We start from the raw sequence: 19,353 nt of genomic DNA, 5'->3' as shown, positions 1-19,353 counted from the left end.
GGCTAGCCTCTTCCCTTCATCTCTGATTCGGTTCAAGAAGGAGGAAGACACTCCTGCATTTACACATCATTCAAACAAATCTTCCAGGTATCGACGTTGCCTTCCTGAAAGATCAGGAAGAAATATGCTCGAAAAATCTGTGAAATAGCGAAAACGGAAATTTACTCCATGGCCCTTGTTCCCTGCCCTGAATGTCACAAAGAGGTCTCGACCGAAGCTCGAGCCTGTCCTCAATGCGCCTTCCCTTCTCCCGGGAAGCATGCGTTAGAAGAGGAACGGGCATCCGGACTACACACCTGCCCACAATGTCACGGTCTGGTCTCGCCGGATGCCCGCACATGCCCATATTGCCGGGTGTCGTTAGCCGGAGGACACCCACAGCAGGAGGATAACAGCGAATCAATCCAGGAAACGCTGGTGTGTCCCCATTGTCGAGCATCCTATATCCATACCAGGAAAGTTCCCCAACCTGTAAAGCCAGAGACAACGTCACCAGGGAAGATACCCTCAGTCGCCCCAGTGAAAAGGGGAGCCACAAAAGCCTCACGAGTCAGTCAAGTGGAACCTCTCCGGAAAACCACAGCACTTCTGGGGCCACGACGACCCTCCGCATTGTGGCAAGACCCGTCGGGGTCCCAAAAAGTTCCTCTCCCCCGTTATCCCCGTAGCAAAAAAAATTCGATCCTCATCGGTCTGATTCTCTTAGTGATTGTGACCATATCCGTGGTGTTCGGAGCGATGTGGCAACTTAATGGGCTCAATCCCCTAGAAACCATCTTCTCGTGGCGGATGTAAGTCCACCAAATTTCCCTTTTTCCTAATACCCCATCAAGCTGTGCTCATCCTTAGCGCACATTTCCTCCCTTCAAGGAGGTCATGTGGAACTGCGGAAAAAGAAATTGTGCCTGTCAATCCGGAGAAGGAGGGTGGAACGCCCCAATATCCGGCCAGGCGATTATCCGCCAGGAAGTAGGGACGCGGCGGCGGTGGGTCCTGCGATATTGGAGAACATAAGGGAGGCACTAACGGCCCAGTCGATAAACGGTCCTGGGTACACACCCAACAACACGGTTCCGACAATCCCGACGTACACCGCAACTTTGATCGGCATGGATGCAAGAATTGGCGAAGAATCGGTGGGTTCGTTGATGTACATCTTTTTAACGACAATTAAATAGTAGTACATGGAGATGACGATATTGATGAGTCCGACAATCAGAAGGGTGTATAGCTCCTCTTTCATGGCAGCAATAAATAAATAGATTTTCCCGATAAATCCCGCAAGCGGAGGGACTCCAGCCAGCGACAACAGGAAGAGCAACATGGACGCCGCCAAAAACGGGGAACGTCGATTCAGACCATTATAATCTTCAATTTCGTCGCTTTTCATGACCCGGCTCACGGCAATGATGACGGCGAAAGCTCCCAAATTCGCAAAAAGATATGTCAGGAGAAAAAACATAATCGCATCGCTGCCTTGTTTCGTTCCTGCGGCTAATCCGATCATGATATTTCCAATTTGCGCAATACCGGAATAGGCCAACAGCCGTTTAATATTCTTTTGGGCAATGGCCACGATATTGCCGTAGGTCATCGAGAAGATGGATGCGACGACAAATAACAACACCCACATCGGCTTGAATGAAGCAAGAGACACGTAAAACATTCTGATAAGGATAGCCAATGCTGCGGCCTTCGGTGCAATGGAGAGGAAGGCCGTCACAGGTGTCGGCGCGCCTTGGTAGGTATCAGGAATCCAGGCGTGAAAAGGGACGGCCCCGATCTTGAATCCCAGGGCGGCAAAAATCAAAATGTAGCCAATCGCCAATCCATAACTTCCTGGGGTGCCGGTCATTTCAGAGAATATTAAGGTCCCGGTTTCGCCATAGACCAAACTGATGCCATAGGCTAAAAGGCCAGCCGCAAATACTCCTAAAATAAAAAACTTGAGGCCGGCTTCCGATGAGCGCTGGTCATCTCTGAGATAGGCGACCAGGACATAAAATCCAAATGTTGAAAACTCCAGGGTGACAAAGACGGAGAGAAGGTCATTCGACGAGGCCATGAACATCATACCGAGGGCCGACATGACGACCATGACATAATATTCGCCACGAAAGAACCGGAAGTCCTGCACATAATCAATCGACATAAACAGAACAAGGGCGGTGGCGCCCACAATAACGAGCTTAAAGAAGATGCCCATCCGGTCCAGCACGAACATGTTTTTAAACAAGGCCCCTGTGGTCCCGGTTTGGTCAAATCCCAATAGGATCAGACCGGTGACCGCCAACCCCGCAATACTCAGGTAGGCCAATTGCTGGTGGGTCATTCGCTTCAGCGAAAAGTCCAGTGACAGAAGGAGACACAGCCAGAGTGTGAGAAAAATCTCAGGCAGAAGCAGGAGCAGATCAGCGACGGAAAGGTCAAGTTGAAAGATCATTGCAAAATAATCAGACAGTCCTCAGAAGGTTCAATGTTGAATCGTTTACGGTAAAAGGCCCTGAGTGTTTTGGGTAATGAGTGGGGCCACCTGGTTAATCCGGTCTACCATAGGCTCCACAGTCGACCGTACCACTTCGTAAAAATGCCCGGGGAAAATCCCAAGAGTAATACTACAGACTATTAAAAGAAGTAATGGCATGCGATCCACCCATTGTCTGGCATCGGTGGCATGAGCGTATTCCGGATCTAATCTTCCGTAAAACAGCCCCCGCATCATTTTGAACATATACGCAAGGGTCAGAACGATGCCGAGCACCGCCACGACGACTTGAAAGGGATATGCCTCCCAACTCCCCACAATAATCATCACTTCAGCAATGAAATTGATCGTCCCCGGCATGCCGATTGATGCCATACAGGCGACGATAAAGGCCCCGGCAATAAACGGCATCTTTTCCACGAGTCCTCCCAAGGATGGAATGTCTCGTGAATGGGTTTGGTCATACACCCAGCCAGCCATGGCAAACAACATGCTGGTTGCCAGAGCATGGGCAAACATATAAATAACGGCGCCGGAGAGACTGATATAGCTCAATGCGGCCATGCCCAGGAAGATATAGCCCATATGGCTGGAGCTGGAATAACCAATGACATATTTGGTGTCTTTGGCAAAATAAGAAACCAGTCCCCCATAGACGATCGAAAAAACGCAGAGAACAGCCGCCACCCACATCCACTCCCGCGTCGCATCAGGCAGGATTTCAAAGGCCACACGAATAATGGAAAAATGTCCAAGCTTCATTAACACACCGGCATGCAACATGCTGGTAGCTGCCGGGGCAGCGGCATGACCGACGGGTGACCAGGAATGCAAAGGCCATATCGGGGCGATAGAGGCAAAACCAAAAAAGATCAGAAACCAGATTAACGTCGCGACCGTATCCGAAAAATGAGCCTGTTCACGCAACACCACAATGTCAAAGGTGTGGAGACCGGAAAGGTGGTAAATCAAGAGGATCCCCATCAAAGCCACCACCGCCCCTGCAGACAGAAATAGGGTCAGCTTCATGGCTGCGTATTCTTTGCTGTTGGATCCAAAGTTGAAAATAAATCCGATAGAATCCCGAAGCTTTCGCTCTTCGGGATCGGTCATGGCGAGATACCCTTTGGTATGACTTCCCCACACGCCCAGTAATAAGTACATGGGCAACACCGACATTTCATAAAAGAAATAGAGGAAAAAGAGATCCAGCGACATGAAGACCCCAATGGTCGCGGCCGCAAGGATTAGGAGGAACATATAGAACTCTTTGGTCCGATCCTTGATGTGCCACGAAACAAAGATGCCCGCAAATAACAAGATTGCGGAGGCAAAGACCAACGGGCCACCGATGCCATCCACCCCGAGGTAAAAGGCAATGCCTAATTCTTCAGACCAGACATACCGCTGGACAAATTGAAATCCGCCTTTCGCCGTATCATAAGCATAAAAAATGTAGAAGGAGGCCAGGAGGGAAATACCCGCAGAAATAGCCGCAGTCATTCGCACCAGGAGCGCTTCCTCCCTGGGGACGAACATTAAAGCGATCGCGCCAAAAAATGGCGCAAACAGAATAATGAGTAGGGAATATTCACCCATAATCGTTAATTCCTGATGACCTCAGTGGAAAGCAGGAAGTCATCATGCTGTTGAGCTGTCGCCATTCCTGGGTGCAACCGATCTACGACCTCCTGCACGGATCCATTAACCATCCGCAAGAACGGGGAAGGATAAATGCCGATCCAAAAAATCATGACCGACAATGCCACCCCGATTGCCCATTCACGACTATTTAAATCCTTAATGGCTGCCGGCACACTGTCTTTTAATGGTCCAAAGATGGACCGCTCATAAAACCACAAAAAGTATGCTGCAGCAAAAATGATCCCGGTGACCGCGATTGCTCCATAGAGCCACCAGACTTGAAATACGCCCAATAAAATGAGGAATTCCCCTATAAAACCGTTGGTTCCCGGCAAACCAATGGAGGCCATCCCAATGATTAGCATGAACGTGGCAAGAAGCGGCATTTTCTTTGCCAACCCACTGTATCGTCGTACGTCATTATGGCCCAGACGTTCATAAATGAACCCGGCCAGGAAGAATAATCCCGCGGTACTGAATCCCAAATTAATCATGGTGATCAGGCTGCCTTGTATTCCTTGAAAATTCAGCGCAAACATGCCCACGACCACAAAACCCAAATGGCTAATACTGCTAAACACGAGCAAACGCCGGAAGTCAGGCTGGATGATTGCGACAATCGCTCCATACACAATAGCGGTCAGACCCAGGGTCATGAGAATGGCGACCACCGTGGCGTGCTGAGAGGCGTCGGGGAGCAAAGGGAATGAAAAACGAAGGAAACCATAGGTACCCAATTTAATCCCCGCCAGCATGACAGACATCGGGATCGGCCCTTGAACCAAGGCATCGGGCAACCAGGAATGAAATGGAAATATGGGCGCTTTAAAGGCCAGCCCCAAAAATACCAACCAAAAAATCAGCAGTTGCTGACTAAGAGGAATCTGAACAGCAAGCAAATCGAGTAAGTCAAAGCTATACACCTGCTTCGCTTCAAAATAGTTCAAGCTCAGAAGGCAAAAGCCCACAAGCATGAACACACTCCCCAGGAGAGTATAGAGGACGTACTTCAACGCGGCATATTGGCGTTGTTCTCCAGGGCCCCAGAGTTTAATCAGGAAATAACTGGGTATGAGCATGAGTTCCCAAAAGACAAAAAAGAGAATCAAATCAATAGAGACGAAAATCCCCATCATCGTCGCTTCCATGCCCAGCAGGCACATATAAAACGCTTTTGGACGAGCATGAACCGTATCCCAAGCGTAGAGAACCAGAAGCAGGATGAGGAAAGCGTTCAGGCCCACGAACAGAACACTGATTCCGTCCACCGCCAGGTGATAACTAATCCCTAGGAAAGGAATCCATTCATGACGTTCAGCGAACTGCATGGCCGCTGTCTCCGGGACGAATCGCCATAACATCAGCGACGCCACGACCATTTCCAGGCTCGCAATCCCCAGCACACTTTTCCGGATCAGGTCTTGATCCTTCAAAGCCCAAATAACCATCGCCCCGAGAAACGGAAAGAACGTCAGAAAGGTCAGAATGGGGAACCCAAATTGTAATTCTTCTTGCATGATAGTCAGTTACCGAATGGACATGCCGGCGGCGGAAGATCCAATAAACCAAACCAGGGCCAGATGAATGAGCAGCGCCAGCCCAATAACAATAATGGCGGCATAATGATGGACCATGCCACTTTGTATTTTTCGCCACGACCACGAGAGAAGATGATTGGAATAACCCACCACATTCAATCCTGCGTAGATCACGTGCTTTTCAGTCCAGGTAATGGCTGCTGCGCTGATATCGGTTCCTTTGCCAATTCCTATAACAAAGCGGTCCAGAATCTGGCGATCAAACCAGTCCAATAACATCCCAACCTTCTTAAAGAATTCCACAATCAAGAAGTCATAGATCTCATCGACGTAATATTTATTCAGAATCGTGGTGTAGGCCCGCGGAGATTTTGCAGCCCATTCGTCGGCCATCTGAGGACGCATGGCATACATATAATGCGCTAACCCCCATCCACCCAAAGCGATAGCTATGGCCACACTCATGAGACCCAACAACATTCCCCATCCCACTTCATGGGCCTCAGCACCCAATGGAGTCGCCACATCATGTAAAAATCCATGAAACCAGCCATGCTCAGGGGGTACGCCAAGGAATCCTCCGAAAAGGGCCAACCCCGCCAAAATCACGAGCGGAACGGTCATCACCGAAGGTGATTCATGAATATGGTGGGCCACATGCGGATCGACTCGAGATGATCCATAGAACGTAAGATACGTGAGCCTGAACATATAAAAACTGGTCAAGAACGCTCCAACAGCGGCTAGAAGATACAAGTGATAATAGCCATGGACGAAGGCATGGGCCATAATTTCATCTTTACTCCAAAAGCCTGCCAAGGGAGGTATACCCGCAATGGCCAGAGTTCCGATCAGAAACACCCGATAGGTCGTCGGGATCTTGTCATGGAGTCCGCCCATCTTCCGGATATCTTGCTCCCCACCCAATGCATGAATGACGGAACCGGCCGACAAAAATAGAAGAGCTTTGAAAAATGCATGGGTCATCAGGTGAAAGATGGCGGCAGTATAGGCGCCAACCCCACAGGCCAGGAACATATAGCCCAACTGGCTGACGGTTGAATAGGCCAACACTCGTTTAATATCGTTTTGAACGAGTCCAATTGTGGCGGCAAACAGTGCCGTGACGCCTCCAACAATGCCCACGGTAGCCAAAGCCATCGGCGCCATATCAAATATCACATGGTTTCTCACCACCATATAGACCCCTGCGGTGACCATGGTGGCCGCATGGATAAGCGCACTCACCGGAGTTGGGCCTTCCATCGCATCGGGCAACCAGGTGTACAGGGGTAATTGCGCCGACTTGCCGATCGCGCCAACTAACAAACAGAGCGAGATGGCGGTGGCCATTTCAGTTGAAAGGGTCGAGGCTTGGGCCATCACGGCCGTGTAATCGAGTGTGCCGAAATGGGAAAAGATCAGGAATATCGCCAACAAAAATCCGGCGTCGCCAATCCGGTTCACGACAAAAGCTTTGGTCGCCGCCTTCCCCGCCGAGATTTTTTCATAGTAGTACCCGATCAACAGGTAGGAACAGAGACCCACGCCCTCCCACCCAATGAACAACACGACATAATTGTTTCCCATGACGAGCAGCAGCATGGAAACCATAAAAAGGTTCATATAGGTGAAGAAGCGGGTAAACCCTTCTTCACCATGCATATAGCCTACGGAATAGACATGGATGAGGAACCCCACACCGGTCACCACTAACAGCATGATGACACTCAGCGGGTCGATGAGGAAGGCAAGATTTATGGAGAGATCGCCGCCGAAAATCCAGGAGTAGGCGATGACTTCACGCGGTGTAGGATCTCCGAGAATCGAAACGAACACACCGAGCACACATAGAAATGACAATCCGACGGAGCCAAAAGCCAGGCGCCCTGCCATATCGTGGGAATAGCGAGAGCCCAACAGCCCGTTGACCAACACGGCCAGCAGAGGAAAAAGAGGAATCAGAAGAACGAGCAGATCGAACACGTTACCACTTTAAAATATTAATTTGATCGACGTTCGTGGCCATTTTCCCGCGAAACACCACAATGATTATCGCTAATCCGACAGCGGCTTCCGCTGCGGCCACCGCAATGATAAAGAGTGCCGCCATTTGCCCGGACATGGAATGAAGGTAATGAGAAAAAGCCACCAGATTGATATTGGCCGCATTCAACATAATCTCCACGGACATCAGGACGACAATAAAATTCCGGCGGATCAAGACCCCGACGAGTCCGGTCATAAACAAAATAGCGCTAAGGGCCACATAGGCTGAAAGAGGAATCATGAGTTATGGGGCTTTAGGGCATGGAAGAAATGCCTGGCTCTTCTTGTGGGTCAGTCTTGGCTGGTGTTTTAGCAAGAACGATGGCACCAATTACAGCCCCTAACAGGAAAATCCCAATCACTTCAAAGAGCAATAAATAATCGCTAAACATCGTGATCCCAATAGCATGGCTGGGTCCCGTTTGCAGGATGAGGTCAGGCGTGGCCGCTCCAATCACACCGCCATAAGGGGACTGAATGAGGAGAATCAGAAGTTCTCCAAATATTGCGGTTCCGGCAAATACTAAAAAGGCATACTTTTTATGGAGATGCTGCTCCTCTGTTTTCAAATTCATCAACATCAACACAAAAAGATACAAAATAAGAATGGCTCCGGCATACACGATGATTTGCACCGCGAAAAGGAATTCCGCATTCAGCAGGACAAACAAACCGGCCACATGGAGCAGGAGCGTCAGCAAGGCCAAGGCACAGTGCACGGCATTTCGCAATGCCACAGTCAAAACCCCTGCCACGACACTCACCGTGGCAAAATATCCGAAAAGAAGCCACATCATGATGAAACTACGGTTCCTGGGTGCTTTTTATTGAAACAGGAAAATGGTAGCGGTAGGCGCGGCCTTCCTCCCCTTCCTTCTCTTGGTTATGAGCATAGAGATACTTTTTGGCATCATCTATATGACGCTCTCCAATCTGGTAGAGCCGCGCCTTGTCAAAGAGGAGGGTCCGCTTATCATGAGTCGAAAATTCATAGACCTTCGTCATCGCCAGGGCATTTACCGGACAGGCTTCGACGCAGTATCCACAAAACACGCACTTCGTAATGTCGATGTAAAATTCGGAGGCATACCGTTGGAGCGGGAGAGTTTTGTCTTCTTCGCTGATAACCTTAATGCAGCGTGAAGGGCAAGCCGCTTCACACAAATCACAGCCCACACAGCGTTCGGTCCCATCTTCATACCGTAACAGGCAAAGTGCGCCACGATGGGCATCAGGAATCGTTCGTTTCTCCCGTGGGTATTGAAACGTAATGGGGCGATGCAGCAAATGCTTAAGCGTTACCTTCATCGCATCCCAGATTTCTCGGAAGAGCACGGCGTCAAAAAACTTTTTTGTCGTTGGAGAATTATTCATGGTCTGACGACTGGCCTTTCTGATCAGGCCTTTTCAATAGAAACATAGGTTAACTTGAAATAAGGAACCCCTGTGACAGGATCGACCTGAACCGACATCAGGTCTTTTACGGGTGGATCATTGAAATGTTCAGGAACTGTACAGGTCCCTGGCAATAACGACGTATCCTCTTCTACTCCCATCTCCACTGTGCCCTGATCTGAAGTGACCCGCACCCGGTCATGAACTCCGAGCCCAAGATTGTTGAAGTCCTGGGTGCTCATGCAAAGACGGGACGTATTGGGTGAAATTTCCATCAGGCCGGAAGCCCGGGTGGAAAGTTTCCCTGAATGATAAATTAATTGAATCATGCGTAAGGCAAAAGGCCGTTGAGTAGGACTCTTCATCCCTACGGGATACCGCAACGCCACTTCCTCGGAAAAAGCCTTTGAGAAATACTCCGAAGGGGCAGGAGCCACATGAGAGACCTTCCCCAGATTATAATAACCCGGAAGGACCTTTCGGATTTCATTTTGAATATCCTGGGTCGTTTCGTATTCCATGGGCGAGCCTAACCCGTTTGCCATGCCGACCATGATGTGCCAATCCAAGGTGCTTTCGCCGAGAGAATCCAGGGCCGGACGGAGAAATTGAACCTTTCCTTCCTGATTGGTCACTGTGCCGTCTTTTTCCGCAAAGGTGGAAGCTGGAAAAACCACGTGGGCCATTTTGGCGATTTCCGTTAAGAAGGGGTCCTGGCAAATGAGAACTTCTAACTTCGCTAATGCACTGGTGACATCATAGGAAACGGGAAGCGTTTCTAATGGATTTTCGCCAACCAGATAAAGGGCCTTAATTTCCCCCTTTTGACAACGATCCAGAATTTCCGTGAGATTGGCTCCGCGGTCAACGTCCGGAAGGTTGTTGCCCCAGACACGAGCAAATGTTTCCCGGGCTTGGGAATCAGTGAAGGAAACCGGACCGGGCAGATATTCCGGTGCGACACCCATATCGACTGCCCCTTGTTCGTTCGCTTCCTCGGTATAGGTGTTAATGCCGCATCCCTTTCGACCAAGCTTTCCTGTTATCCAGGCTAGGTCGATAAGATTCAACATATGCTGATAGCCACCGGCATGCCGGAGAATACCCTCCCCGCAAATGATGATCGACCGGGACGCTTCAGCAAAAATTCGGGCTGCCTCATGAATTTGCTCCAGACCCACCCCAGTCCGGCTGGCCATGTCCTCAAGAGAAAGTAGCCCAACTGCCTGCCTTAACGCATGCAAGGCTTCGGGAAATGCCGACGTGGCTTCTTCGTCAATCAAATCCTGATCCAGGACCGACTTCACCAGACCTTGAACAAAGAGGCCCTCGGTCCCTGGCTTCACCATCATGGGATGAGAAGCCAATTTCGCGATATTAGTTTGCATGGAATCCACAACAATGGTTTGAGCCTTATACAACCCCATAGCCGATTTCACTCGCAAACTGGCAACCGGATTGGTCTCGGTAATGTTGGCTCCAATGATGAGGACTGCCTTCGCTTTATTGATCTCTTCCGAGGTATTCATCATGCGATGAAGGCCCAAGGCATGCTTCATGGCCCTGACAAAATTCAGATGCCCGTATCTGGCACTGCTGTCCAGATGATTGGTGCCAATAACCGAACGCATAAATTTTTGAAACACATACAGATCTTCGTTGGTACACCGGGCTGTAATAAGCCCCGCGATGGCTTGCGCACCATATTGCGCTTTGACATTGGCTAAACGACCTGCAGCCAAATCTAACGCATCAAGCCAGGGGGAAGGTTGCAATCCGGATTCGGTACGAACCAATGGAGTTTTCAGACGGGTGTCACTATCAATGAACTGAAATCCAAAGCGGCCACGCACACAGATACCGTCATGCCCATTTACCGTATCTGTGCGATCTCCCCATTTGTTTTTCCAGGAAAGGGGGGAGGTCACCCGAACCACTTCCGTATCTTTGGTTTCCACATAAATTTGGCAACCGTCACCGCAATAATTGCACGTCGTGGTCGTTTTTTTGAGCTGCCAGGGTTTATAGGCATATTTTGAAAATTTATTGGTGATGGCTCCAACCGGACACACCGCCAGGCAATCCCCGCAGAATTCACAATCCAGCGCTTGATCGCCTTTCGCCACTACCTGGGTAAACCCGCCCTTTTTCATAAATTGCAGGGCATCGATGCGTAGCACGTCTTTGCAAATATTGATGCATTCTCCGCAAGCGATGCAGCGGTTCATGTTGAAATCAAGAACCAGGCTGCGCGTATCTTCCGGAATGTTTTTTTGTTTCGCGTTGGCTAAGTTGGTCACGCCATGTTCAAAGGCCATGTCTTGCAATTCACAGTGGCCATCGGCGTCACACACCGGACAATCCAGCGGATGGACGGACAGATGCTTCTCCACGGCTTTTTTCCTGGCCAGAAACAGATCTTCGCCCTCGGTCTGGATGACCATTCCGGCTGCGGCCTTCGCGGTACAAGACCGGACAGGCGCTTTTTTCCCTTCTTGAAAAACAAGACACATCCCACAGGATCCGAAGGGGTCGAATGTATAGTGGTAACACATCGCAGGCACAATTTTGCCCGTGCTGGATATGACGTCGTAAAGAGAGACCCCTTCCTTGGCCTGGACCACTTCACCATCCAGGGTCAGTTCAATCGTCGCTGCTTCAACATCAGGCGTCGTGACAGGCTTTAATCCCATTGAGGTCCTTTTCTAACCGTAGCCGATACCATAATTCAAGCCGTAGTCCGGTAGGGCATCCCTACCGATCACACTCCCCCATGACAATATCGTACGTGCCAAAAATGGTGACCGCATCGGCGATCATATAGCCTTTGGCCATATAATCGAATGCGCCCATATGAATAAAGGAGGGAGCACGAATTTTCAGACGGTAAGGCCGACCGCCACCAGTACTGACGATATAAAATCCCAGTTCGCCTTTATGGGCTTCCGTTCCGCAATAGATTTCCCCGGCTGGTGCATCAAATCCCTGCGAAAAAAGTTTGAATTGTTGAATCATCGACTCCAGATTCGTAAACACCCGATCCTTCGGAGGCAAAGTCACACTCGGCACATCCGCCAAAATCGGCCCTGGCTCCATTTGCTGCAAGCATTGTTGAATAATTTTGAGGCTTTCACGCATTTCCTCAATCCGAATCCAGTACCGGTCGTAGGTGTCTCCATTTTTTCCCACCGGCACACTAAATTCACATTTAGGATACGCGCTATAGGGTTCATATTTCCGCAGATCGTAATCAACTCCGGATCCTCTCAAGGTCGGACCGCTCAATCCAAAACTCAGCGCATCTTCGGCAGAGATCACCGCCACACCCCGTGTTCGGGCCAACCAGATGCGGTTTTTTTCCAAAAATACCACATATTCCTCAATTTTGGGAGGAAAGTAGTCCAGGAATTTTTGGACTTTTTCCGTCAACGAAGGGGTGAAATCGCGTTCGACCCCTCCAATGCGATACCAGCTTGTTGTCAGTCTGGCACCACACAGTTCGTCGAACCAATCCAACAATATCTCCCGGTCACGAAACGTATAAAAGAACACGGTCATCGCCCCGATATCCAAGGCCTGGGTGCCCAACCAGAACAAATGGCCGATAATACGCTGCACTTCAGCCACAAGAGTCCGGAGATATTCCGCCCGGTCGGGAAGAGTGATGTCCATGAGTTTTTCCACAGCCCGACAGTACGCGAAGTTGTTATACATCGCGCAAACATAATCCAGCCTATCGGTATGGGGTATAAACTGGTGATACGTTCCACCCTCAGCCAGTTTTTCAACTCCTCGGTGAAGAAAGCCAAGTACCGGGGTCGATTTTACAATCCGCTCACCCTCAAGCTCTAAAATTACCTTCAACACCCCATGGGTGCTCGGGTGTTGTGGCCCCATATTTAAAAGCAGTTCTTCCGTCCGGAGCGTGGGCAACGACTCCGTTTCCGGGTGGTTCGGATCGACTTTATAGACGGTCGTACGTTGATCTTCCAGTTTCATGATATCGGCCTAGAGCCTGCCGGATCACCTTGCCCCGATAAGGGGGGACTCGGCAATCACGTCGGGTCGTTTAAAAAATCAAAGGTATCACGCCAGCCTTTTCCCTGAACGGGGAAATCTTTGCGAAGCGGATATCCTTCGGTGTAATCATCCGGCATCAAAATGCGGCGAAGGTCCGGATGGCGATTAAACCGGATCCCCATCATGTCAAACACTTCACGTTCCATAAAATCCGCTCCCATCCAAAGATCCGTCATGGAATCCACCAGACAATCGTGTTCGGGAACTCGGGTTTTGATTCGGATGCGATGGCGTTTCCGAATCGAGTAGACTTCATAGACCACTTCAAATCGTTCTTCATCATCAGGCCAATCCACTGAACTGACATGTACCATGTAATCGCAGTCCAGGTCAGGATCCTTCCGGATATATGAACAGACATCATGCAGGGCTTCCCGCTTGACAGTAATCGCCAAGTCCCCCCGCCATTCATTGGCCCCCACAAACCCTCCAGGAAATCGGTTCTGGATCATTTCTGCGATCGGATGCATGAATTGTTCGTGACTTTCCTTAGACTTTGACCTGCTCCGGTTGTTTGGTGAACACCCGTTTTTGCATGATCCGATCCTGTAATTTCAAAATCCCATCAAACAATGCTTCCGGGGTCGGGGGACAACCCGGCACATAAATATCAACAGGAACGAACCGATCGACACCCTGAACAACGCTATAACTATCATAAATATTTCCGGATGTGGCACATGACCCCATGGAAATCACATATTTTGGTTCAGGCATCTGGTCATAAATTTTTCGAATAACCGGAGCCATTCGGCGACAGACGGTTCCGGCCACAATCATCAAATCAGATTGACGGGGCGAGGCACGGAACACTCCTGCGCCATACCGGTCAATATCATAACGGGATGACACGGCGGCGATCATTTCAATGGCGCAACAGGCCAAACCGAATGTCATGGGCCAGAGAGAGCCTTTTCGGGCCCAGTTTACGGCTTTTTCGAGGGAAAGAGTCATAATCCCCAGATCGCCGTCTTTTTGTGGCTTCCCGATTTGAATTAATCCCATTCCAAGGCCCCTTTACGCCAAGCGTACACATACGCCACGACAAATAATCCAATGAATATCATCATTTCAATAAACCCGATCATGCCCAATTGATTAAAGGTAATTGCCCAAGGATAAAGGAAGATCACCTCGATATCAAAAATCACAAACAGCATCGCAATGACATAATAGCGAATGGGGAACGGCATACGTGAATCCGAAAAGGGTTCAGATCCACATTCGTAGGTCGAAAGCTTTTCGGGTTCGGGATATTTAGGTTGGACCAGATAGGACAGAGCAAGAGTGACCAGCCCAAACCCCATGGCAAGACCAATGAAGATCAGGATAGGAAGGAATTTGGTCAGATACTCAAGGAGAAGGTCTGAGCCAGACATCCGGGGACTCCCCTAAAATAGTTTACAATTCAAAGCCTTCTACCGAGGCCGGCATCGTAGCACTCTATTTTTTTGTGAATCAATGGAACGAAAGACCTAACAGACTAAGGACCATTCAGACCAACACCACTCGAAATGAAGATTAACGTAAAGTTTTCATAAGATTTCATCGCATACTGTGCCTGGAAACGTAGACAGGTAATAGTCTTGTAAAAAATTTTCCACCAGCTTGAGTATATGAATATCCCGAAGTGGAAGAGAATAAATTCCCCACCCATCAGACTGGACGGCTTGGGCCTCCTGGCATTTCAATCAAGGTTCGGCACATGCCTGCTGTTCCTCTGTTCAAGACAGAAAGGCAAAGGTAATCCCGACACTCAATTGACATTTAAAGCTTTAATGGTTGTGGGAAATATCGCACAACTAGGTATAAAAGCTTAAATACATTCTAGAAAAATGTCATCTTTCTTGCTATATAACTCTTTTAATTCAACGTCTGCCTCCGATTTTCACCATAAAAATGGAGGAAGAGGGAAATGGTACCTAACCAAAAGAATCTGAAATTTTTGTGCCCGATGTCCTTATTATATTTTTAAGGGGAGAAAGGTCCCTGAAGAAAGCAATATACACCGCCAAATCTGAAGCCATGAAGGAAATGACGTACAAAGGAGAGGGTTGAGGCGGATATTCCCCAAAATCCTGAATGGTCTTAAAAGCCTTTCCTGCTTGAAGATGCACCCCCCACAACAAAACAACTTAGTGTTTTTTCATCTCCGAGGATGGAGTGCGAAGATGAGGCGGGGTATCTGATTGGTCATTCCACTCGTCTTCCAGAGGAGAAACCGCTTTTGCTTTCTGACGACGGTGAATTTGAGTTTGGATCCTTTTTTGGGGTTGAAGCGAGGGTGCTCCTTCTGGATCACTTGCGGGTTTTTGTGAACGTTCCGAGTGCATAGAAATAGGATAGCATCTCTAGACTCTAAAAAGCTGTATTTATCAGAACACGGATCCTTTGGATTTAGCGGCTTTTTTGGAAAAAAATACGGAATGGGGTCATTGCTTCGAGGTTTAAATGAGTGAGTGAAGAACACATGGGGAAAAATCCATTTATTTTCTCGGTTAAAAATAGGTGATGACACACGAAGTAGCCCGAGGCCGATATTGGTTTTTTGAAAAAATTTCCAATACCCACTTTTGAAGTGGCAATAATCTGCGAAAGAATTCCGCCTTTTTTGGTGATCTCCCGGAGTTGTTCCGGCCCGTATAAGGTAAATCTTGTTAGGTGATGACCGGTCCTGCCTAATCGATTGGCCTTTGATTTAGAATAAAAAAGAACGGTGACGGTATGGGAAAATTGGTATAATATAAAAAGATTACAAACATCAATCATCAGAAGGGAACCATACATGATCGTCCAAATTATGCAGAAAGAACTGAAAACCATTTCTGAAGGTTTTTCAATCACTCAAGCGGCCGAAAAGATGCAAAAAGAAGGAATTGGAAGCTTGTTGGTTGAACGGAAGGGTATTCCAGTTGGAATCATTACTGATACAGCTATTGTTCATAAGGCCGTTGGCCTCAAGAAAAACCTGGATGAGACCAAAGTAGAGAATCTCATGACCTCCCCACTCCCTACAATTCAGTTGGCCCAAACTTCGCACGATGCGTTGGATTTGATGGGTGACTTAGGCGTTCGCCATCTCGTTGTGTGTGATGGACCGAAAATTGTCGGTTTAATTTCAGCACGGGATCTTCTGGTGTATTTTGGAAGTGTCTCGGAACCCAGAATAGGGGTAGATTAATTCAGCGAATCAAGGTGGCAAAAAAAATTTGTAATATAGGGGGGAAATACTCGCGAGCCATCAATGTTGTGTAGGGTATTATTCCCACGTGATTGTTACGCCTGTAAGCAAAAGGGTTTCTTTAATCTTGCCTCATGTCATCCTCTCTAGTGAATAATCTTTCATGTCCGCTTCTTAAGAAAGTACGCCTAGATTCGATACGACTCAGTGCCTCTACTGACATAGGACTCGCAATCCTGAGGGGTCTTGTTCGTCCAAAACATTTCAGTTCACCCACACCTCCGTTGCATTTTTAAGCTTGAGCCATTTTTAAGCTGGCTTTGTAGAAAAATGCCCCATCTTTATAGGGTTGAAGTGGGGTCTCCTTATCTGTTACTAAAATTACAGGCCTTAAAGAATATTATGCTCCCACACAATGAAGCGTATTTCTCACCTATTTGTTGTCGTCCTGGTTTTTTGTTTACTGACCCTGAGTGGCATACTCGCCGCCCAGGCTGTTGAACACAGTCAACACCATTCCCAACACCATCAAGGGACTCATTCCACACTTCTCTGCACCTGGTTTTGTGCTGCAGGGCAAACACTAGAAACTAAACAGGTGCTGGTGGATGGGCCGGTTGAGTCTTTTCTTCAAATTGGAGATTGGCGTCCAATCACTCATCAAGTTATTTTTGTTATCCCTCCAGCTTCCCGTGCCCCCCCTTCCTCCCTTTAGCTTTTATCATTACGCATTTCATTGGTTATAAAAAAACATTCGATTTAGAGTGTTTCATTCGTAAGCTTTGGTTAGACAAGCTTGCGAGCGGAATTTTGCACTGCGGAAACACCCTTTACCCTAAACAGGTTTTATTCGGAAAGAATTCGCCATCATTCATTTATTGGACCTGTATTGACTGAAAATTTATTCAAGACAAGGATCGGCAAGAATATGACTAGGAGTATTCGATATCTATGTTTTGGGCTCATCGTTGGAAGTGTTGGCATCGTTTATGCCCTCCCGCCTGCTGAAGGGGCGTTATTGGATGGTCTCATGGGGGGAGTGGAGGAATCATTAGGGAAGAAGGCCGACGAAAAAGGGGAGCGGCTCATCATCGGCAATTTTTATCAGGCGGAGCGCCCCGATTCCCACGCTCCCATCGGGGTCATGCAGGATCATACGCATAACAAGGGTGAGTTCATGTTTACCTACCGGTATATGTACATGTATATGGACAAGATGCGGAATGGAACCGACAATCTTTCCAGCAATGACGTGTTAAAGGATTTCGCAGTGACTCCTAAAAACATGACGACGCAGATGCACATGTTCAGTGCGATGTATGGCTTGAATGATACAATTACCCTGATGGCCATGCTTCCCTACGTCATGAAAGAGATGGAACATCAGAACAGAGCCGGGGTTAATTTTACGACCAACTCCAGCGGATTCGGGGATACCAAGTTGGCGGCCCTTTGGCGACTGTATGCGTTTGAAACACCCAGTATCGGTTCCCATCGGTTTCATTTGAATACGGGCGTATCGCTGCCGACCGGCGATATCAATCCTACGGATAACACACCGTTAGGGAACAACTCATTGCTGCCCTATCCAATGCGATTGGGTTCAGGCACCGTCGACCTGTTACCCGGACTGACCTATACCGGGGTTCGGAACAATGTGTCGTGGGGGTTTCAGGCACTTGGAACGGTTCGTCTCGGATACAATCAGCAGGGTTATAAGGAGGGCAATCAATATAAGGTGAACTCCTGGGGGGCCTACCGTTGGGCTGATTGGATCAGCACGTCTGCGCGCTTGAACTGGCAACAATGGTACAACATCAAGAGAGAAGACGGCCAACTCCAAACGACAGTTGGACCCGCACAAATCCCTCTCGTCCCAACCGCCGACCCTGATCGACAAGGGGGACAGCGGTTGGACCTTATGGGAGGTGTGAATATTCTGTTTCCGGAGTTTATGGGCCTCGAGAATCACCTGAATGTTGAAGCCGGCGCGCCTATTTATCAATATCTTGACGGTCCGCAATTGAAGCAAGCCTGGTCTTTTTGGGTTGGATGGCAAATGGTTATGTAGAAAAAAGATTGTGTAGGGATGGCTCAAATTCCGGAGAGTCTAGGAAAACGCAAAATAAGGAGATGGATCATGAATATCAACAATGCTTTGTGGATATTACTGGCTAGTCTATCCCTGGTCATGGGTCCCGGTGCGTCCCATGCGTATGAAGTGGGACATGTTCAGACTGGTGGATCCATCCATGGGAGGGTTTCTTTCCTAGGCTCCCCGCCAGAGCCTTTACACTTTAAGGTAGAAAAAAATCCAGAGGTTTGTGGCCAAGAACGCAGGCTCATGAAAGTTGAATCTCGAGATGGATTCCTGACTGGTGCGGTGGTCGTGCTTGAGGGCATTGATACGGGAAAACCGTTCTTTCCAAAAACCTTCACGGGGAATTTACCTGGAACGGGTGAATTTCGATACCTGGGAGGGGAATCCCTCGGACTTCAGGTCGAGACCCAAGATTGCAATTTTGGTCCTTTCACGGGTGTGATCGCAGCCAATGAAGCGGTGCGCTTTGAGAACCAAGATTCGATCAAGCATGTCCTGCACTCCTTTGTATCCAAGGATACCAGGGGAAGAATTCTGCGCACGGTTCATAATCAGGATCTTCAACCTCATGATGAGATCGTCCAGGTATTTCCCTCAGACAAAATGGAAGACGGGGTCGTGGTGCGGATCATATGTAATCGGCATGACTTCATGCAGAACTGGTTGTACGTCGTGGACAACCCGTATTTTGCCATTTCTGATCAAGAAGGCCGGTTCACCATTGAACAAATTCCGCCGGGAACCTATACGTTGTTAGTCCGGCATCCGGTGTTGGGTGAACAGCGCCAGGAAGTCACCATTGAAGCACGGGGAGATTTGCAGGTGGGATTTGCCTTCGTGGATGAATGAAGGGCAACTGAAGAAATGAATGGTCCCGGGG

At 48.7% G+C, this 19,353-nt stretch carries 17 protein-coding genes; 5 read left to right on the top strand and 12 right to left on the bottom strand.

Going from position 1 to position 19,353, the window contains the following annotated elements; all coding sequences use genetic code 11:
- The first annotated feature begins 168 nt into the window (after nt 1–168).
- The gene (locus PP769_RS05485) at nt 169–795 is read left to right on the top strand and encodes a zinc ribbon domain-containing protein (protein WP_312645919.1); all 627 of its coding nucleotides are present in this window, start codon (nt 169–171) and stop codon (nt 793–795) included.
- 160 nt (nt 796–955) lie between these two features.
- Here the strand turns inward: PP769_RS05485 and PP769_RS05480 are convergent, their stop codons facing one another.
- From PP769_RS05480 to PP769_RS05425, 12 genes are all read right to left on the bottom strand, one after another.
- Complete coding sequence (locus tag PP769_RS05480; RefSeq protein WP_312645918.1) at nt 956–2,443, bottom strand: NADH-quinone oxidoreductase subunit N; 1,488 nt, start codon at nt 2,441–2,443, stop codon at nt 956–958.
- Nucleotides 2,444–2,488: 45 nt separating this feature from the next.
- Complete coding sequence (locus PP769_RS05475; RefSeq protein ID WP_312645917.1) at nt 2,489–4,084, bottom strand: complex I subunit 4 family protein; 1,596 nt, start codon at nt 4,082–4,084, stop codon at nt 2,489–2,491.
- A gap of 5 nt (nt 4,085–4,089) precedes the next feature.
- Nucleotides 4,090–5,646 carry a complex I subunit 4 family protein gene (locus tag PP769_RS05470; protein WP_312645916.1) on the bottom strand — a complete coding sequence of 519 codons (1,557 nt, stop codon included), beginning with the start codon at nt 5,644–5,646 and terminating at the stop codon, nt 4,090–4,092.
- A 9-nt stretch (nt 5,647–5,655) separates the two neighbouring features.
- On the bottom strand, nt 5,656–7,653 hold the full coding sequence (gene nuoL, locus PP769_RS05465) for an NADH-quinone oxidoreductase subunit L (protein ID WP_312645915.1): 1,998 nt from the start codon (nt 7,651–7,653) through the stop codon (nt 5,656–5,658).
- Between the two features lies 1 nt (nt 7,654).
- On the bottom strand, nt 7,655–7,957 hold the full coding sequence (gene nuoK / locus PP769_RS05460) for an NADH-quinone oxidoreductase subunit NuoK (RefSeq protein ID WP_312645914.1): 303 nt from the start codon (nt 7,955–7,957) through the stop codon (nt 7,655–7,657).
- Nucleotides 7,958–7,970: 13 nt separating this feature from the next.
- Nucleotides 7,971–8,513, bottom strand: coding sequence for an NADH-quinone oxidoreductase subunit J family protein (locus PP769_RS05455; RefSeq protein WP_312645913.1), 543 nt, complete (start codon nt 8,511–8,513; stop codon nt 7,971–7,973).
- A gap of 7 nt (nt 8,514–8,520) precedes the next feature.
- Nucleotides 8,521–9,090: an NADH-quinone oxidoreductase subunit NuoI gene (gene nuoI / locus PP769_RS05450; RefSeq protein ID WP_312645912.1), complete on the bottom strand. Its 570-nt coding sequence runs from the start codon at nt 9,088–9,090 to the stop codon at nt 8,521–8,523.
- Nucleotides 9,091–9,113: 23 nt separating this feature from the next.
- On the bottom strand, nt 9,114–11,804 hold the full coding sequence (locus PP769_RS05445) for a molybdopterin-dependent oxidoreductase (protein WP_312645911.1): 2,691 nt from the start codon (nt 11,802–11,804) through the stop codon (nt 9,114–9,116).
- A gap of 61 nt (nt 11,805–11,865) precedes the next feature.
- On the bottom strand, nt 11,866–13,008 hold the full coding sequence (gene nuoD, locus PP769_RS05440; protein ID WP_376753423.1) for an NADH dehydrogenase (quinone) subunit D: 1,143 nt from the start codon (nt 13,006–13,008) through the stop codon (nt 11,866–11,868).
- A 158-nt stretch (nt 13,009–13,166) separates the two neighbouring features.
- Nucleotides 13,167–13,661, bottom strand: coding sequence for an NADH-quinone oxidoreductase subunit C (locus PP769_RS05435; RefSeq protein ID WP_312645909.1), 495 nt, complete (start codon nt 13,659–13,661; stop codon nt 13,167–13,169).
- Nucleotides 13,662–13,680: 19 nt separating this feature from the next.
- Nucleotides 13,681–14,196, bottom strand: coding sequence for an NADH-quinone oxidoreductase subunit B (locus PP769_RS05430; RefSeq protein ID WP_312645908.1), 516 nt, complete (start codon nt 14,194–14,196; stop codon nt 13,681–13,683).
- The gene (locus PP769_RS05425) at nt 14,187–14,570 is read right to left on the bottom strand and encodes an NADH-quinone oxidoreductase subunit A (protein ID WP_312645907.1); all 384 of its coding nucleotides are present in this window, start codon (nt 14,568–14,570) and stop codon (nt 14,187–14,189) included. Before PP769_RS05425 ends, PP769_RS05430 begins: the two co-directional genes overlap by 10 nt.
- 1,406 nt (nt 14,571–15,976) lie before the next feature.
- Here PP769_RS05425 and PP769_RS05420 point away from each other — a divergent pair.
- From PP769_RS05420 to PP769_RS05405, 4 genes are all read left to right on the top strand, one after another.
- Nucleotides 15,977–16,372 carry a CBS domain-containing protein gene (locus PP769_RS05420; RefSeq protein ID WP_312645906.1) on the top strand — a complete coding sequence of 132 codons (396 nt, stop codon included), beginning with the start codon at nt 15,977–15,979 and terminating at the stop codon, nt 16,370–16,372.
- A gap of 415 nt (nt 16,373–16,787) precedes the next feature.
- Nucleotides 16,788–17,087 carry a hypothetical protein gene (locus tag PP769_RS05415; protein WP_312645905.1) on the top strand — a complete coding sequence of 100 codons (300 nt, stop codon included), beginning with the start codon at nt 16,788–16,790 and terminating at the stop codon, nt 17,085–17,087.
- A gap of 213 nt (nt 17,088–17,300) precedes the next feature.
- A complete protein-coding gene (locus tag PP769_RS05410) occupies nt 17,301–18,443 on the top strand; it encodes a transporter family protein (protein WP_312645904.1) in 1,143 nt (380 codons plus the stop codon).
- 69 nt (nt 18,444–18,512) lie between these two features.
- Entirely contained in the window at nt 18,513–19,322 is an 810-nt protein-coding gene (locus tag PP769_RS05405) for a hypothetical protein (RefSeq protein ID WP_312645903.1), read from the top strand.
- Nucleotides 19,323–19,353 lie beyond the last annotated feature (31 nt).

The sequence above is a fragment of the Candidatus Nitrospira allomarina genome, from assembly GCF_032050975.1.
Taxonomy (GTDB): domain Bacteria; phylum Nitrospirota; class Nitrospiria; order Nitrospirales; family UBA8639; genus Nitrospira_E; species Nitrospira_E allomarina.
This window is presented reverse-complemented; position numbering and strand designations above follow the sequence as displayed.

What these genes read in the sequence shown, in the direction of transcription:
- PP769_RS05425 (WP_312645907.1), bottom strand. Translation starts at nt 14,570, where the DNA reads ATGTCTGGCTCAGACCTTCTCCTTGAGTATCTGACCAAATTCCTTCCT.
- PP769_RS05485 (WP_312645919.1), top strand. Translation starts at nt 169, where the DNA reads ATGGCCCTTGTTCCCTGCCCTGAATGTCACAAAGAGGTCTCGACCGAA.
- PP769_RS05470 (WP_312645916.1), bottom strand. Translation starts at nt 5,646, where the DNA reads ATGCAAGAAGAATTACAATTTGGGTTCCCCATTCTGACCTTTCTGACG.
- PP769_RS05415 (WP_312645905.1), top strand. Translation starts at nt 16,788, where the DNA reads ATGAAGCGTATTTCTCACCTATTTGTTGTCGTCCTGGTTTTTTGTTTA.
- PP769_RS05455 (WP_312645913.1), bottom strand. Translation starts at nt 8,513, where the DNA reads ATGATGTGGCTTCTTTTCGGATATTTTGCCACGGTGAGTGTCGTGGCA.
- nuoK (WP_312645914.1), bottom strand. Translation starts at nt 7,957, where the DNA reads ATGATTCCTCTTTCAGCCTATGTGGCCCTTAGCGCTATTTTGTTTATG.
- PP769_RS05475 (WP_312645917.1), bottom strand. Translation starts at nt 4,084, where the DNA reads ATGGGTGAATATTCCCTACTCATTATTCTGTTTGCGCCATTTTTTGGC.
- PP769_RS05445 (WP_312645911.1), bottom strand. Translation starts at nt 11,804, where the DNA reads ATGGGATTAAAGCCTGTCACGACGCCTGATGTTGAAGCAGCGACGATT.
- PP769_RS05410 (WP_312645904.1), top strand. Translation starts at nt 17,301, where the DNA reads ATGACTAGGAGTATTCGATATCTATGTTTTGGGCTCATCGTTGGAAGT.
- PP769_RS05420 (WP_312645906.1), top strand. Translation starts at nt 15,977, where the DNA reads ATGATCGTCCAAATTATGCAGAAAGAACTGAAAACCATTTCTGAAGGT.
- PP769_RS05435 (WP_312645909.1), bottom strand. Translation starts at nt 13,661, where the DNA reads ATGCATCCGATCGCAGAAATGATCCAGAACCGATTTCCTGGAGGGTTT.
- nuoD (WP_376753423.1), bottom strand. Translation starts at nt 13,008, where the DNA reads ATGGGGCCACAACACCCGAGCACCCATGGGGTGTTGAAGGTAATTTTA.
- nuoI (WP_312645912.1), bottom strand. Translation starts at nt 9,090, where the DNA reads ATGAATAATTCTCCAACGACAAAAAAGTTTTTTGACGCCGTGCTCTTC.
- PP769_RS05430 (WP_312645908.1), bottom strand. Translation starts at nt 14,196, where the DNA reads ATGGGATTAATTCAAATCGGGAAGCCACAAAAAGACGGCGATCTGGGG.
- PP769_RS05405 (WP_312645903.1), top strand. Translation starts at nt 18,513, where the DNA reads ATGAATATCAACAATGCTTTGTGGATATTACTGGCTAGTCTATCCCTG.
- PP769_RS05480 (WP_312645918.1), bottom strand. Translation starts at nt 2,443, where the DNA reads ATGATCTTTCAACTTGACCTTTCCGTCGCTGATCTGCTCCTGCTTCTG.